This window comes from Marinobacter nauticus ATCC 49840, from assembly GCF_000284615.1.
Lineage (GTDB): Bacteria > Pseudomonadota > Gammaproteobacteria > Pseudomonadales > Oleiphilaceae > Marinobacter > Marinobacter nauticus.
Genome location: NC_017067.1, coordinates 2043356 through 2058366, shown reverse-complemented (window position 1 = coordinate 2058366; position 15011 = coordinate 2043356). Strand labels below are relative to the sequence as shown.

Genomic DNA, 15011 nt, shown 5'->3' with positions numbered 1-15011 from the left:
CTTACCGGCGCCGCTGCAACTGGTCCAGTTTGCCGCCACTGCTGAAATGGGTACTCATGGCGTTTTCCCAGCCACCGGCAATCTCTTCGATGGACAGCAGTTTCAGTTCCGGGAAGCGATCGGCATTCTCGGCTTTCACGGCGTCGTTGTGAACACGGTAGTTGAAGCCTGCCAGCAGGCGCTGGGAGTCTTCGGTATAGAGGTGCTCCAGGTACTCCTTGGCCAGCTCGGCGGTGCCATTCTGTTCAACGTAGTCGTCAATCCACGTCACCGGGAATTCAGCCAAGAAGCTTACCTTCGGCGTGACAGCCACGTATTCACCGTTCTCGAAACGGTCTGCAATGTTCAGAACCTCCGACTCGAAGGTCAGCAGGACATCGCCAATGCCGCGCTCAACGAATGTGGTGGTGGCACCACGACCGCCGCTGTCAAAAACGCGTACCTGACCGAGCAGGTCCGCCATGAACTGATCAATTTTTTCCTGATCGTCGCCAAACTGGTCCTGGGCGTAGCCCAGAGCGGCAAGGTAGGTGTAACGGCCGTTTCCAGAGGTCTTAGGGTTCGGCATCACCAGTTGAACGTCTTCGCGAACAAGATCGTCCCAGTTCTCGATATTCTTTGGGTTACCCTCGCGTACCAGGAACGCCATGGTTGAGTAATAAGGCGAGCTGTTGTTCGGCAGGCGATCGGCCCAGTCTTCAGGAATCAGACGACCGCGCTGGTGCAGGATGTCGATGTCGGTCACCTGGTTAAACGTTGCAACATCGGCTTTCAGGCCCTGGATAATGGCCTGCGCCTGCTTGGATGAACCTGCGTGGGACTGTTTGATTTCGACCGTTTCACCGGTCTTTTCCTTCCAGTGCTTTTTAAACTCTTCGTTGTAGGCAGCGAACAGTTCGCGGGCGATGTCGTAAGAGGTGTTGAGCAGCTCCCGGTCTGCAGCCAGTACCGGTTGGGCGGAGAGCAGGGCGGCGCCGAGCGCGATTCCCTTGAACAGTTGCTTCATAACGAGCTCCTCAGAATGATGGTTCTAATCTGAGGAGCAATCTAACAAAAGGTTTTAAGAACGAAAAATATTAAAAATAAATATTGAAAGGCTTGTTTGGCATATAAGCGTCAGCAATTAATAGCGTAGCAGTGCCGAGCCCCAGGTGAAGCCGCCGCCAAAGGCCTCCAGCAGAACAACCTGCCCACGCTGGATTCGCCCATCGCGGACAGCTTCATCAAGCGCCAACGGGATGGAGGCCGCCGAGGTGTTGCCGTGGCGGTTGACGGTTACCACCACCTGATCCATCGGCATGTCCAGTTTGCGGGCCGTGGCTGCGATAATTCGCAGGTTGGCCTGATGCGGAACCAGCCAGTCGATATCGGATTTCTGCATCTGGTTCGCTTCCAGGGTTTCATCGACAATCCGGCCGAGGGTATTCACTGCCACCTTGAAGACTTCGTTGCCTTTCATCTCCACAAACGCCTGGCCGGCTTTTACAGCCTCAAAATCGTTGGCGATGCCACAGGGGACGTGCAGCAACTCTTCATACCGTCCATCGGCGTGCAGGTGTGTAGACAGAATGCCGGTCTCCTCACTGGCCTCCAGCACGACGGCGCCGGCGCCGTCGCCAAAAAGCACGCAGGTGGTACGATCTTCCCAGTTAAGGATGCGGGAGAATACCTCCGCGCCGATCACCAGCGCTTTTTTGCTCGAACCGGTACGGATGAACTTCTCGGCAGTGGCCAGCGCATAGACGAAACCGCTGCACACGGCCTGAATATCAAAGGCGGGGCAGCCCTGAATGCCGAGCCGGGCCTGCAGGATACAGGCGCAACTGGGGAACACCTTGTCCGGCGTGGTGGTGGCAAAAACAATCAGATCAATATCGGTGGTTTCAATGCCGGCGGCCTCAATGGCGTTCAGGGCCGCTTGTTCAGCAAGATCTACCGTGCTTTGTCCGGGCAGGGCAATATGCCGCTGTTCGATACCAGTGCGTTCGCGGATCCACTGATCAGAGGTCTCCACCTTCTGTTCCAGGTCGCGATTGGTAACGATGTTATCCGGCAGATAGGAACCGGTTCCGGCAATGCGTGCAAAGGTCATGGACAATTTCCAGGGGTTTATAGGGTAACGATAGACCCATGCTAAACCTTTGCAACCGGATTGGTTATTAGCGGATTGTCAAAGACTGCCCGGGCGACACATTGGGCGCCCGGGCAAGGGGTGGGATATTAGCCTTCTTTCAACGTTTTCATATCAATGACGAAGCGGTACTTCACATCGCCTTTCTTCATGCGCACGTAGGCTTCGTTGATGTTCCGGATATCCAGCATCTCGATATCACAGGTGATGTCGTGCTCCGCACAGAAATCCAGAACCTCCTGCGTTTCCGGCATTCCGCCAATGAGAGAGCCGGCTACCACGCGGCGCTTGGTCACCAGCAGGCCAGCCTGAAGGGCGGGTTCAATTGGGGTGAGCAAACCCACGAGAATATGTGTGCCGTCGTACTTCAGACACTTCAGGTACGGGTTGAGGTCGTGGGCTACAGGAATGGTGTCGAGCAGAAAATCGAAGGAATCTGCGGCGCCTTTCATCTGCTCCTTGTCGGTGGAGATGATAACGTGGTCCGCACCCTGCTTCTTCGCTTCCGCCACCTTCGCTTCTGAGCGAGTGAAAATAGTGACTTCGGCGCCCAGCGCTTTGGCAAATTTTACGCCCATGTGGCCGAGGCCACCCATACCTAGCACGCCAACCTTGTGGCCTTTGCCGACCTTGAAGTGCTTGAGTGGAGAATAGGTGGTGATGCCCGCGCACAGAATGGGAGCCGCACTGGCGGGGTCGAGTTTTTCCGGAACCCGGACCACAAAGCGTTCGCTGACAACAATGCGCTCGGAATAGCCGCCGTGGGTGACCGAGCCATCGTGGCGGTCCAGGCTGCCGTAGGTCATGGTGGAGCCTTCAATGCAGTACTGCTCCAGTCCGGAGTCACAGGCGGAGCAACTGCGACAGCTGTCTACCATGCAGCCCACGCCCACCAGGTCGCCGGCTTTGAAGTGACTGACCTCTGGCCCAACGGCGGTGACCCGTCCAACAATTTCGTGGCCCGGAATAACCGGATATTTTGATCCCCCCCAATCATTTTCAACGGTGTGGAGGTCACTGTGGCAGACACCGCAGTAGTCGATCTCGATCGCTACATCGTCTGCACGGAGCTCCCGGCGATCAATGGCGTAGGGGGCCAGGCCGGAATCCGGGGCAGTGGCGGCGTATGCTTTGGTAGTGGCCATTCGTTCACTCCTTTTCAGTTTTAGAACAAGGATCACGGTTCTGTCGCAGCAGGACAGTTACCTTGTGTTACTCAGTACATTTCAATTGTAACCTACGTATTCCACACCATCAGGGATGACCAGATGACAAACACGCAATCTCTCAAAGCTGTGTGGCTGGCGGGCGCAATCGCGCTGGGCGCGGGCCTGGTCAGCGGTTGTATGCCGGGTACCATTGCCACCGGCGTTGGCACCGGTTTTGTGTATGAGCAGAAACAGGACCACAAGCACCGCCATGAAGTGGAGCGGGCGGTGGATCAGTACGTCGAAGACCACGCCAACTCTCCGTGCAGGCACGGGGAAGACCGGGTAATGGAGTCTGCGGCAGAGATTCTCAAGGAATACCGGTTAACCGGTTTGAACGAAGTGCTGGGCCGACTGGACAAGATCTATCAGGATGAAAGTCAGCCGGATCATATCCGGGCCGGTGCCCTGTACAACATGGCGGTGTTGCAGTCGCGCCGCAAGGAACCCAACAAGGTGCTCGCGCGGGAGTACTTCAAGCGCCTGTATGTAGAATTTCCCAACGAGTATCGTTGCATCTTTGAAGAATCAGACTGGCGGGATTCAATGATTGAACAGCAGTTGCTGCTGCCCGGCGAGACGGTTGAATCCTTCCTGAGAGATGCGAAAGCCGATGTGGAGCGCATGAAGCGGCAGGACTGAGCCTGCCGCCTTCAATATCAGGCTATCCAGCCGAAGAAGAAATCAAACAGCCAGGAGAAGAAGCCGCCGCTGCTCTGTGGGCGCGGTTCGGCCTTTGCTTCCTGGTTAGCAACCGGCTTGCTGGCGTTTGCCACTGGCGCATCAACAATCACGGGTTCCGGTTCTTCTTCAACAACGAGCGGCTCGTCCGGGCCCGCTGCGGTGGGCTCGGTGGGCAGTTGGGCGATCAGTTCTTCGTTATCGCCAGTGACCACCTCGACAACTTCTGCCGGCTCCTGGTCTTCGGTGACTGGCGTTTGACCACTTTCGGAAACGGATGAAGAAAGGTCTGTAACACGCTGTTCTTTCAGGTTTTCATTTGGGCCGAGTTCAGAGTCTTCTGCTGGGACGGATTGCACTGCCGGCTCCACGGCCGCCACCTGATTTTCTCGCGGTTCCGTAGTATCCACGACCTCCGGCTCGACTGTTTCCGGTTCAGGCTCCTGAACTTCGGGGGCCGGTTCCGGCTTGGGCTTTGGTGCAATAGCGGCAACGGAACGGGCGGGTGACGGGACCTTTGCGGCAAGACCGAGCTGATCGCGAGCGGCAGACCGGGAAGCCACAGAATTGCTCTGGATCGTCAGGGTCGGAGCCGCCGCCACACCAAGGGATTTGAGGGTGGCTGAATCCAGATTTCCACTTGCTGAAAGTTCTGGGCGATCGGACTGGTACTGACGAATGGCCGTGCGCAGTTTGTCGTCTATCCAACCGTCAGCCGTACCGATATCGTAGCCGGACCCATAGAGCGCATTTTCAGCAGCAAAGACGATGTGAACTGGAGAATTAGCCTGGGCCCAGCCACAGATGGCTATGCTTGAGAAAAGGGCCATGCCTTGCGCGGTAGTCTTGCAGCGTCCCTGCAACGGTGAGCGTTTCATGGCGAATCCCTCCAATGGCTCATTGGTATTGTTGTTTACATATTGTTACTGAGTATCTTCACCGTATCAGGGATTAATAGTTGCGCCTATGAAGTGGTTAACAAGTTGGCGCAAGGTGCCCGTAGGATGTTGTGGAGGTTGCTGGTATTGTCACAATCCATCAGACACAGAACGGGCAGAGCGCCCCCGGTAGTTTTGGCAGGCCAAGCATGCAGAATCTCGATTATCGCGTTATACAGCAGGCCATTGACTGGCTGGAGCAAGGGCAGACGATCTGGCTGTGCACCGTGCTGTCCACGTTCGGCTCTTCCCCCCGGGAACCCGGAGCGATGATGGTAGCGAAAGCCGACGGAGCGCATGTGGGGTCATTGTCCGGCGGCTGTGTTGAAGAGGATTTCCTGGATCGACTGGTGCAGGGGGAATATACCTTGCCATCCGTTGTCATGAGATATGGTGGCGACAGCGAGGAAAACCGCAATCCAAAGGTGAAGCTGCCCTGCGGGGGCGCATTGGAAGTACTGGTGGAAAAGCGATCTCCGGAGTCACATTTTGTCGATCAGCTGCGGACGCTGCTGCAAGGGCTTTCAAGTGGTGAAGCCCTGGAGCGGGAAGTAGGCCTAGCTGGTGGCAACGTCAGTCTCCACCCTGTCGATGATCACGGTAGCCGGGTCATTTGGGAGCAGGGAAGCGAGACCATAAAGATTGTTGTCGCACCCGTCGCACGATTGATTCTGGCCGGATATTCAACGGTAGCGGATGCCTGCGCCCGGTTTGCTCTGGGCCTGGGTTATGAGGTGGTGCTTTGCGATCCACGGGAAGACATTGCAGGCACCCACAATTTGCCCGAAGGTGTCGAGTTTATTGCTCAACTGCCCTCCGTATACCTCGGCAAAGACGGTGCCTGTGCCCCCTCGACGGCCGTAGTGGCCACTACGCACGATCCAAAGATTGATGACCTGGCGATGATGGCCGCGGTCAAAACGCCAGCGGGCTATATTGGTGTCATGGGCTCAATGCGCACTTCAAAAGCCCGGGCGGAACGGTTGAAACGCAGTGGCGGGCTCACTGAGGCCGAGATTCAGCGTATTCATATGCCGGTGGGGCTGGATATCGGCAGCAAGACACCGGCCGAGATTGCCTTGTCGATTATGGCAGATGTGGTTCGTGCCCGGCGCCAGCTTTTCCGGGCGGTCAGTTAACGCTCTCGGCTCGCGGGTTTCGAGGGTAGTACCGGTCGGGCAGCCGCTCGATGTGCGGAAAGAACCGGGTGTCTTTGTAGGGCATTTTCATATACCCGGACACGCCAAGCCCGGCGATCTGCTCCACCGCAGACAGGATCTCGTCCAGCAGTTCCCGGAATTCCGGTTCCCGCTCGGGGTCCAGCAGCCGGTAATGGCTGTGGATCTTCAGGTGCCGGGGCAGGGCTTCGAAGATGATCATGCCGGTGTGGTGGATGTCGTTCAGACGTTCCAGTGCCCGGATAATCGTCTCGGGCAATACCAGGAATTCTTCCGGGTCTGGTCCATCCTCAAAATAGGAATGCACGCGGCTTTCATCTTCCACTTCCGGTGCTGCGCTCACTTCGTAGTGCAGATTCATGCCGGGGGAGACGAGAAACGGCTTGCCCGGATCTTCACGATCAATGTGCAGGGTGTTACGGGCGTTGAACAGGCAGCTTTTGAAGATACCTTTGCGGTAGATGGCCTGGGCCAGGTACACCATGTTATTGACGGCCTGGACAAAGGCCGATTTCAACGTCGGATCATGCAGGTTCAGAGAGGTATCGATATAGATACCGTCGGTTTCCCAGCGTACCGCCAGGCCTCCTTCCACAGGGTAGCGCCCGAGCCGACTGACCGCCGCCAGAAACGCTTTCTCGGTTTCCCCCATGCCTTGCATGAAGTTCTTGTAGTAGCGGTCGAGTTGGACGTCGTTCACATCACTCAGGGTCTCCGGGGCACCTTCCTCCCGCAAAAACGACTTCCGGGAACTGTATACCACGGTATCAATTTCCTGCCCGGACGCCCGCACCCATACCGGCACCTGCGGAGTGGTCGGCCGTGCCGGCAGGTCAATCATCACCGTGCGGGCCATTCGGGGCATTTCCCGCAAGTAGTAATCACCAGCCTTGCGGCGAGTCTCCGGGTCAGGCGACAGCATGCCATCAAGCATTCGGGCAAATTCCATGGGAAGCCCCAGAGACGCAGCTGGAATCGCCCGGTGCCCAAACCGACAGGATTGGGAAGAGGCGAGGGCATACAGGGTTCCGGCAGCCCCCTGTTCGTCAAAGCGGGGCGAGGAGAGCCCGCCGTTCAGCTGCTCCTCGCCGATAAAATAGACATCGCCCAGTCTGGCATTGGTTTGCTGCAGGTTATCCGACATCAGTTCCATCACATTGGCGGTGACGAACTGTTGATTGGCATCCAGCTGGGCGAACACCGAGGACCCCCAGTCAATCAAGGCAATGTTCTCGGTGCGGGCGTCAAACACCAGGTTGGACGGTTTGATGTCACCATGAACAATCGGACGGCCGGCGGGCCCGGTTTCCCGGCGCAGGCAGCGCAGAATATCCGCCAACTGGTCCGCTATCCGAATAATAAGCCGGGGCTTCAGACGGCCTTCCTGCAGCGAGACTTCCTCCAGATTGAGCCCTGCGGCTCGTTCCATGACCAGGATAGGTTGGTTGTTGGCGCGCTGGAAAGCGATTAGTCGCGGTACTCTGGGGTGATGCACCTGCTCCAGAATGAAGGCTTCGTCTTCCAGACGATCCTGCAGGTGCTGGGGCAGGTTGATGCGGGTAAACTTGAACACATGTTCCGGCCCCGGCGTATCCAGGCCGGGAAACCGGCCGGCAAACACAAAGCCATAGGCGCCCTTGCCAATCAGTTCAACGTCCCGGTAACCCAGTTGCCGGAGCTGGGCAACGCAAAGCGCCACCCAGTCCTTGAGCTTCTTGGCATCATCGTGGCTGAGCAGGTAGATCGACTGCTCTTCCGGTATATAGAATTGCTGAAGATGCTTTTCCTGCTCCATCACTGCCCGTCAGCCCATATGTAACAGCATGGTCTGGGGCGACTCCAGGTAGCTCTTCCAGAGGTTGCAGAACCGCGCGATGGTACCGCCGTCAATAATGCGGTGATCGCCGGCCCAGCTGATCGTCATGATCGCCCGCTCAACCACCTGACCATTGGCATCGAAACGCGGTAGCTTCTGGGTGCGGCCCAGCGCCACAATCGCCACTTCCGGTGCGTTGATGATGGGCGCTGCGTAGGTGCCGCCCAATGCGCCGATATTGGAAATGGTGATGGTGCCGCCTTTGAGATCATCCTGGCTGACACGTCCGGAACGGGCGGCCTCAGTCAACCGGGCGATTTCCTCGGCGATACCCAGCAGGGTGAGCTGTTCAACGTGCTTGACGTTGGGCACCACCAGGCCAGCTTTGCCATCTACCGCCATGCCAATGTTGCAGTGGGGCAGGTAGTGGATTTCGGTCACGTCCTCGTTTAACTGACTGTTCAATACCGGGTATTCCTGAACAGCCAGGGCCATGGCCTTCATGAAGAATGGCATGAGCGTTAGCCGGGTGCCTTTGGCTTCAGCCTCCGGCTTCAGCTGTTCCCGAAGCCTGAGCAAGTCGGTTACATCAATATCCTCACTGTAGATAAAGTGAGGGATGGTGGTTGCCGACTGAACCATCGCCTTGGCCATGGCCGCTTTCATGCCTTTGATCGGTTCCACGCGGACTTGCTGATCACCTTCGGCGTGGCGGCGAGGCGCCGTGCCGGGGTCAACCTGACGTTCGGTGGCGCTGGGCTCTGATTTGGGCTGTTCCAAATGCGCCAGAACATCTGCCTTAAGCACCCGGCCATCCTTGCCGGAACCGGCAATGTCGCCCAGGTTCAGCTCGTGCTCGCGCACCAACCGACGGACCGCCGGGCTTGCTGGAATCCGGGCCCGGGTGCCGGTTGCCACCGGTGTCGCTTTTGTGGGCGCGGCGTCCGCCGACGGCCTGGATTCACTCTTTGGCTGAGGAGCCTCTTCACGATCCCGCGGGATGAAGGCAAACAGCGGTGAATGCACCCGCGCCATGGATTGCTGCTCGTGGTAGAGCTTGGTGATTCGGCCGGCCTTGGGGGCGGTGATCTCAACCATGGCCTTATCGGTCATCACGTCCACCACCGGCTGATCTTCTTCGATTTCGTCGCCCTCGGCGACGCGCCATTCAACCACCTCGCACTCGACAATTCCTTCACCGATGTCGGGCAAAATAAAGTCTTCAGTCGCGTTATCGTCCCCGCCTTGTGCGGGTTCCGCTTTGGCTACAGCTTCCGGGGCAGCGTCTACCTGCGACGACTCTTCAGCGCTTGCTGGTGCCGGCGCCCCGGCCTCACCATTCTCATCCACCAACTCGAACAGTGGCGCATGCACCTTCGCGATATCGCCTTCCTGGTAATAGAGACGGGTAACCCGGCCCTTGTAGGGTGCTGGTATTTCAACCAGTGCCTTATCGGTCATTACTTCAGCCACCGGCTGGTCTTCCTCGATGACGTCGCCTTCGGCTACCAGCCATTTGACCAGTTCACATTCCACGATACCTTCGCCGATATCGGGCAGAATAAAATCACTCATGCTTGTTCTCCTGTCCTGATATCCGCCTAGAATTCCACGCTTTCCCTGATGGCCTCGTAGACCTTCAGGTGATTCGGCAAGTGCTCCTTCTCAAGCACCAGCGGGAAGGGGGTGTCTATCCCGGTTACCCGCGCAATGGGAGATTCCAGGTACAGGAAGCAGCGCTCCTGAATGGTCGCTGCAATTTCGCCGGCAAAGCCGCCAGTGAGAGGAGCTTCGTGGGTAATCACCAGGCGCCCGGTTTTGAGCACGGAATTGGCCACGGTTTCCACATCCCAGGGCAGGATGGAACGAAGGTCAATCACCTCACAGGAAATGCCTTCCTTTTCAGCGCGCTCAACCGCCTGATCAATAACGTCCATCTGGGCGCCCCAGCCAAGAATGGTCACGTCAATGCCTTCCTTGGTGATCTCGGCTTCACCCAGAGGCAGGCGATAATCTTCATCTGGCACCTCGCCCACAGACGCCCGGTACAGGCGCTTCGGTTCAAAGAACAGTACCGGGTTGGGGTCGTGGATGGCAGCCAACAGCAAGCCCTTGGCCTGGTGCGGGTTGCGGGGTACCACAATCTTGAGCCCCGGGGTGTGTGCGAAATAGGCTTCCGGGGATTGCGAATGATAAAGGCCGCCGGCAATGCCACCACCGTAGGGTGCACGAATGGTCAGGCCACCGACGTTAAAGAGGTTGCCGGAGCGATAGCGGTATTTTGCCGATTCGTTCACGATCTGATCGAAGGCCGGGAAGATGTAGTCGGCAAACTGGATTTCCGCCACCGGCACAGAGCCCTGGGCGGCCAGACCGTTGGCAAAACCGATGATGCCCTGTTCCACCAGCGGTGTGTTGAAACAGCGGGACTTGCCGTATTTCTGTTGAAGATTACTGGTAGCGCGGAACACGCCGCCAAAAACGCCCACGTCCTCGCCGAAACACAACACTTTGTCATCGGCCGCCATGGCGGTATCCAGGGCATTGTTGATGGCCTGGAGCATATTCATCTTGGTCATCTCACGCTCCTCCCTTAACGTGTTCGGCGCTCTTTGGGTACTCATCCGGATATCGACGTATGTGAGCCTTCAGTTTCTCAAACTGCTCGGCCAGCATGGGAGGTACTTCGTCGTAGACATCGGTAACCAGAGTTTCGAGGGCTGGTGGCGGACGCTTCTGGGCCCGCTTCATGGTTTCCAGCACTTCCCGGCGCATGTTTTCCTGGAACTGTTTTTCGTCGTCCTCACTCCACCATTTCTTGCTTTCCAGCCACAGGCGCATGCGCAGGATCGGGTCTTTCTCGCGCCATACCGCTTCCTCGTCTTTGCTGCGATAACCGGACGGGTCGTCGGAGGAGGAGTGGGCCGCAAGGCGGTAGCTCATGGCCTCGATCAATACCGGTCGATTGTGTTTGACGGCCAGCTCCCGGGCGGCTCTGGTGGCTTCATACATGGCCAGTACGTCGTTACCGTCTACCCGGATAACGTCCATCTTGTAGCCATAGGCTCTGGGTGCTACGCCGTCGGCTGCGAACTGTTCGGCTGCGGGGGTGGAAATGGCATAACCGTTGTTCCGGCACAGGAAGATGACGGGTACGCGATGGACTGCAGCCATGTTCAGGGCCGCGTGAAAGTCACCCTCGGACGCGGCGCCTTCGCCAAAATAGGTGATGGTGCAGTGGCCGTCTCCCGCCAGCTTCTGGCCATAGGCATAGCCGGTGGCCTGGGGAATCTGGGTGGCCAGGGGCGAAGAGATGGTCATGTAATTCAGCTTTTTCGAGCCGTAGTGCACGGGCATTTGCCGGCCCTTACCGTAATCAAGCTCATTGCCAAAAAGCTGGTTCATGAATTCGTCGATGGAAAAACCGCGGTAGGCGAGGGCGCCTTGCTCCCGGTACTGCGCCATGATCATGTCGTTATCATCCAGCGCGGCGGCGCTGCCGATCACGGCGGCTTCTTCACCGGTACACTGCATGTAGAAGCTCAGACGCCCCTGGCGCTGGGCAGCAAGCATACGCTCATCGAGAATCCGGGTGGTGACCATGGCCCGGTAGATGCGAAGGGCTTTCTCTTTTTCAAGATCCGGCGCTTTGGCGCTCTTATAGAGCTTGCCGTCCTGCTTCAGGAGCTTGAACGTGGGAATACGGAATTCCGCACCATCGGTGAACGAGGGGGAATACACAACTTTCGATTTTGTTGTTGTCATAGTCCTCTTCCTGGGGTGTTGGCCTGAGGAAACAAAACACGCCTTGTGGGCGTGTCGTTAATGTCATTGTAGACAACCTGGGGAAATCTGGTGTGGATCATTCCAGGCTTGCCTTTACCTTAACGTAAACTGCATCCGTCGGGTAGACCCAGAATGCGGATTTTTATTTAACTGTGCCACACCGATGAATTTCCCGTGTTGGCCGCAAGCATGCTAACGTCAATACAGGTACTCTATTGAATAGCTTCATTAAACGGACTCTGGTGGGCAGGCATATGAATGTGATCGTGATCGGCGCAGGAATAATGGGAACCACTTTTGCCACCCTGGCGAAGGAACTGGCGCCCGAACTGGATATCACCATTCTGGAGCGACTGGACAGCCCGGGCGCAGGCAACTCCTGGTCTTTCAACAATGCCGGCACGGGCCACGAGGCCAACTGCGAGCTTAACTATACGCCGGTGGATGGCGAGGTAATCTCGGTGGAGAAAGCCTTGAAAATCCATGCCCAGTTCAACGTTGCCAAGCAGTTCTGGGCCTACCTTGTTCGAAAAGGTGCGATAAAAGAGCCCACTAGCTTCATCAACCAGACCCGCCATTGCACCCTGGTCTCCGAGCCGTCCATCGAGGAACTCAAGCTACGCTTCAAGGAAATGTCCGCCCACCACTTTTTTGAGCGCATGCGCTTTTCCGAGGAATTTGACGAGATCAAGAGCTGGATTCCCTACACCATGGACGGCCGCCCCCATCACGAGAAAATGGCAGCGACCGTTGTGGAAACGGGAACCGATGTGAATTTTGGTTCCCTGACTGAACAGATGGCGGAATACGCGACGAAGCAGTTGGGCGTAAAAGTCGAGTATGGCGTCCATGTAAAGCGGGTGCACCGAAACCCAGCGGGGAGCTGGTTGGTAGAAACGCAAACCCGGGGCGCTGCCGTTCAGCATCGGGCCGACATACTGTTTGTTGGCGCGGGCGGGGGTGCCTTCCCCATTCTGAAGAAAAGTCATTTACCGTTTGCCCGGAGGTTCACCGGTTTTCCGGTGGGCGGGCGTTTTCTGCAGGCGGAAATTACCGAAGAGCAGGCCCGTCAATACCGCGCAAAAACCTACGGCAAGGCGGAAGTTGGCGCACCTCCAATGTCTGTGCCGCATCTGGACCTGCGGGTGGCTGATGGCAGGCATTATTTGCTGTTCGGCCCATTTGCCTCATTCAAGCCCGTTCTGGAAAAAGGGCGCGGATTCATTGATTATCTGAAGGCCATGCGCCTGCACGATATCCCCGGGTTGCTGAGCGTCGCGATAGAGCATTTCCCTCTCGTGAAATACCTGGTTTCTGAGACCTTCAAAGGTGAAAAAAGCATGCTGGAGTCGCTGGATAAATTCGCTCCGGGCCTGAGCTCCAGGTTTGACTGGAAGCCTGTTGAGGCTGGCCAGCGGGTTCAGATTATCAAGGATGGGGATCTGCAGATGGGCACAGAGATTATCGTGTCGAAGGATAAAACCTACGGCACAATACTTGGGGCGTCGCCTGGCGCCTCGGTGTCACCTGAGGTGATGTTGCGTGCCCTGGAGCAATTGTTCCCGGCGGTATTTGCTGGGGAATCCGCCAGATCCAAGCTGAAAGAGATGTTCCCTGAGGACAATCTGGATACACTGATCAGCAATCCGGAGCGGTATCGCGAGATTCGGGACGCCGTAAACTCAGCCTTGGGCATCCAGTCAGAGATACCAGCGTAGCCAGGCGTTCTCAGGGACGAACACAAATAGTGAAAGCACTTGAACTCAAGGTTCCACCCGTTGTTCTGGTTATCCTTTTCGGGGCGGCCATGTGGGCTATTTCGAGGCTGTTGCCGTCTGGCTACTTTACGGTTCCGGGCAGGCTGATTCTTTGTACCCTCATGGTCCTGGCTGGCGTAGGTATTGCCCTGGCCGGCGTTCTGGCATTTCGTGCAGCAGGCACCACCGTGGACCCTCGTACGCCTCATCAGTCTGCCAGCCTGGTGGTTGACGGGATTTACCGTTACACCCGCAATCCCATGTACCTCGGATTTCTGCTGATGCTTATTGCGTGGAGCCTGTATCTGGGCAGCGTATTTGCCGCGTTGTTACTCCCGCTGTTCATGCTGTACATGAATCGCTTCCAGATTAAACCCGAGGAACGTCATATGCGGGCATTATTCGGGGACGATTACACCCAGTACACCTCACGTGTTGGGCGATGGTTCTAGCCAGGTAACGGGATATAGTCTTCTTCATCGCCAGGCACGATGGGAAAACGCCGGTTCTGCCAGTCATCCTTGGCCTGTTCGATACGCTCCTTACGGCTGGACACAAAATTCCATTCAATAAACCGTCGCCCCAGTGGTTCGCCGCCAACAAGGGCGAGCCGGGTGTCTTCGATCGCTTCAACCGTAACGCCTTCGTGAGCCGCCAAAACCGCCATGGAATATTCAGGCACCTCCGTTCCGCCTGCCCGCAGCTTCCCTTTGGCAACGTACAATCCTCGTTCCTCGGCATCAGGCAGAGTCAGTTTCTGCCCCGGTTTCAGCCACGCCTCTATGTACAGGGTACCGGCAAAGGTCTTGACCGGCGACGCGGCACCGAAAGCGGTTCCCATCATTACCCGTACCTGAACGCCATCCACGGAAACTGATGGCACTGTGTCGCCGGGATAATGATAGAACGCCGGTTCTGTTTCTTCGTATGTCTCGGGCAGCGCCAGCCACAATTGCAATCCGTGGAGCGTGTGGTCGGAGGCTTTGATTTCCGGGCGCTCCCGCTCCGAATGGACAATTCCGCGCCCGGCCACCATCAGGTTGATATCCCCGGGGCGGATCGGTTGCTGACTGCCCAGCGAATCACGGTGCAGGATTTCACCTTCAAACAGGTAGGTAACGGTCGCAATGCCAATATGAGGGTGAGGTCGCACGTTAATGCCATCCCCGGCCGCAAAATGGGCCGGCCCCATATGATCAAAAAAGATCCATGGTCCGATCATTTTCCGGCCAATTACCGGCAGAACCCGCCTTACCGAAAAGCCCCCGAGGTCACGGTTTCTGGGCTGAAGAAGCTGGACTATAGCGCCACATTCATCGGTGATGGGGCAATCCAGTTCAGTATCGGGCGCGAGATTGCTCATGATAAACTCCGGGCGCGATTGAAAGGTGTGGTGTTTTTAAAGCTTCGTACCAGCCTGAACAGGTGTCAAATGGCGCCCCCGCCGGACTACCTCCAGGTTGCGGGGTGCCGTGAATGCTATGAGACCAAGACAGCTCAATCGTTGAGCATGAGA

General features: G+C 57.0%; 13 protein-coding genes. 4 read left to right on the top strand and 9 right to left on the bottom strand.

Annotation, left to right across the window (positions count from 1 at the left end; translation table 11 throughout):
* Nucleotide 1 precedes the first annotated feature (1 nt).
* From cysP to MARHY_RS09560, 3 genes are all read right to left on the bottom strand, one after another.
* Nucleotides 2–1006, bottom strand: a complete 1005-nt coding sequence (gene cysP, locus MARHY_RS09570) for a thiosulfate ABC transporter substrate-binding protein CysP (protein WP_014421628.1) — start codon at nt 1004–1006, stop codon at nt 2–4.
* Nucleotides 1007–1123: 117 nt separating this feature from the next.
* Entirely contained in the window at nt 1124–2092 is a 969-nt protein-coding gene (locus MARHY_RS09565) for a beta-ketoacyl-ACP synthase III (protein WP_014421627.1), read from the bottom strand.
* 128 nt (nt 2093–2220) lie between these two features.
* The gene (locus MARHY_RS09560; RefSeq protein WP_014421626.1) at nt 2221–3276 is read right to left on the bottom strand and encodes an NAD(P)-dependent alcohol dehydrogenase; all 1056 of its coding nucleotides are present in this window, start codon (nt 3274–3276) and stop codon (nt 2221–2223) included.
* Nucleotides 3277–3399: 123 nt separating this feature from the next.
* Here MARHY_RS09560 and MARHY_RS09555 point away from each other — a divergent pair, with 123 nt between their 5' ends.
* Nucleotides 3400–3981, top strand: a complete 582-nt coding sequence (locus MARHY_RS09555) for a hypothetical protein (RefSeq protein WP_014421625.1) — start codon at nt 3400–3402, stop codon at nt 3979–3981.
* Between the two features lie 17 nt (nt 3982–3998).
* On the opposite strand, the gene MARHY_RS09550 is transcribed toward MARHY_RS09555, so the two are convergent.
* A complete protein-coding gene (locus MARHY_RS09550; RefSeq protein WP_014421624.1) occupies nt 3999–4898 on the bottom strand; it encodes a peptidoglycan-binding domain-containing protein in 900 nt (299 codons plus the stop codon).
* Nucleotides 4899–5107: 209 nt separating this feature from the next.
* Between MARHY_RS09550 and MARHY_RS09545 the strand changes: the two genes are divergently transcribed.
* The gene (locus MARHY_RS09545) at nt 5108–6097 is read left to right on the top strand and encodes an XdhC family protein (protein ID WP_014421622.1); all 990 of its coding nucleotides are present in this window, start codon (nt 5108–5110) and stop codon (nt 6095–6097) included.
* On the opposite strand, the gene MARHY_RS09540 is transcribed toward MARHY_RS09545, so the two are convergent.
* The 4 genes from MARHY_RS09540 to MARHY_RS09525 are packed head-to-tail and all read right to left on the bottom strand — an operon-like array spanning nt 6090 to nt 11717.
* On the bottom strand, nt 6090–7931 hold the full coding sequence (locus MARHY_RS09540) for a protein kinase domain-containing protein (RefSeq protein WP_014421621.1): 1842 nt from the start codon (nt 7929–7931) through the stop codon (nt 6090–6092). The genes MARHY_RS09545 and MARHY_RS09540 overlap by 8 nt on opposite strands.
* Before the next feature lie 9 nt (nt 7932–7940).
* Entirely contained in the window at nt 7941–9527 is a 1587-nt protein-coding gene (locus tag MARHY_RS09535; RefSeq protein WP_014421620.1) for a dihydrolipoyllysine-residue acetyltransferase, read from the bottom strand.
* A 26-nt stretch (nt 9528–9553) separates the two neighbouring features.
* On the bottom strand, nt 9554–10531 hold the full coding sequence (locus MARHY_RS09530; RefSeq protein WP_041654744.1) for an alpha-ketoacid dehydrogenase subunit beta: 978 nt from the start codon (nt 10529–10531) through the stop codon (nt 9554–9556).
* Nucleotide 10532: 1 nt separating this feature from the next.
* On the bottom strand, nt 10533–11717 hold the full coding sequence (locus MARHY_RS09525) for a thiamine pyrophosphate-dependent dehydrogenase E1 component subunit alpha (RefSeq protein WP_011784874.1): 1185 nt from the start codon (nt 11715–11717) through the stop codon (nt 10533–10535).
* A gap of 275 nt (nt 11718–11992) precedes the next feature.
* On the opposite strand from MARHY_RS09525, the gene MARHY_RS09520 reads away from it, so the two are divergent.
* Together MARHY_RS09520 and MARHY_RS09515 are read left to right on the top strand one after the other, a co-directional pair.
* The gene (locus MARHY_RS09520) at nt 11993–13456 is read left to right on the top strand and encodes a malate:quinone oxidoreductase (protein ID WP_041654741.1); all 1464 of its coding nucleotides are present in this window, start codon (nt 11993–11995) and stop codon (nt 13454–13456) included.
* 29 nt (nt 13457–13485) lie between these two features.
* Nucleotides 13486–13947 carry a methyltransferase family protein gene (locus MARHY_RS09515; protein WP_014421617.1) on the top strand — a complete coding sequence of 154 codons (462 nt, stop codon included), beginning with the start codon at nt 13486–13488 and terminating at the stop codon, nt 13945–13947.
* On the opposite strand, the gene MARHY_RS09510 is transcribed toward MARHY_RS09515, so the two are convergent.
* Nucleotides 13944–14858, bottom strand: coding sequence for a pirin family protein (locus MARHY_RS09510; RefSeq protein WP_014421616.1), 915 nt, complete (start codon nt 14856–14858; stop codon nt 13944–13946). The two genes, MARHY_RS09515 and MARHY_RS09510, sit on opposite strands and share 4 nt — an antisense overlap.
* Nucleotides 14859–15011: the final 153 nt, after the last annotated feature.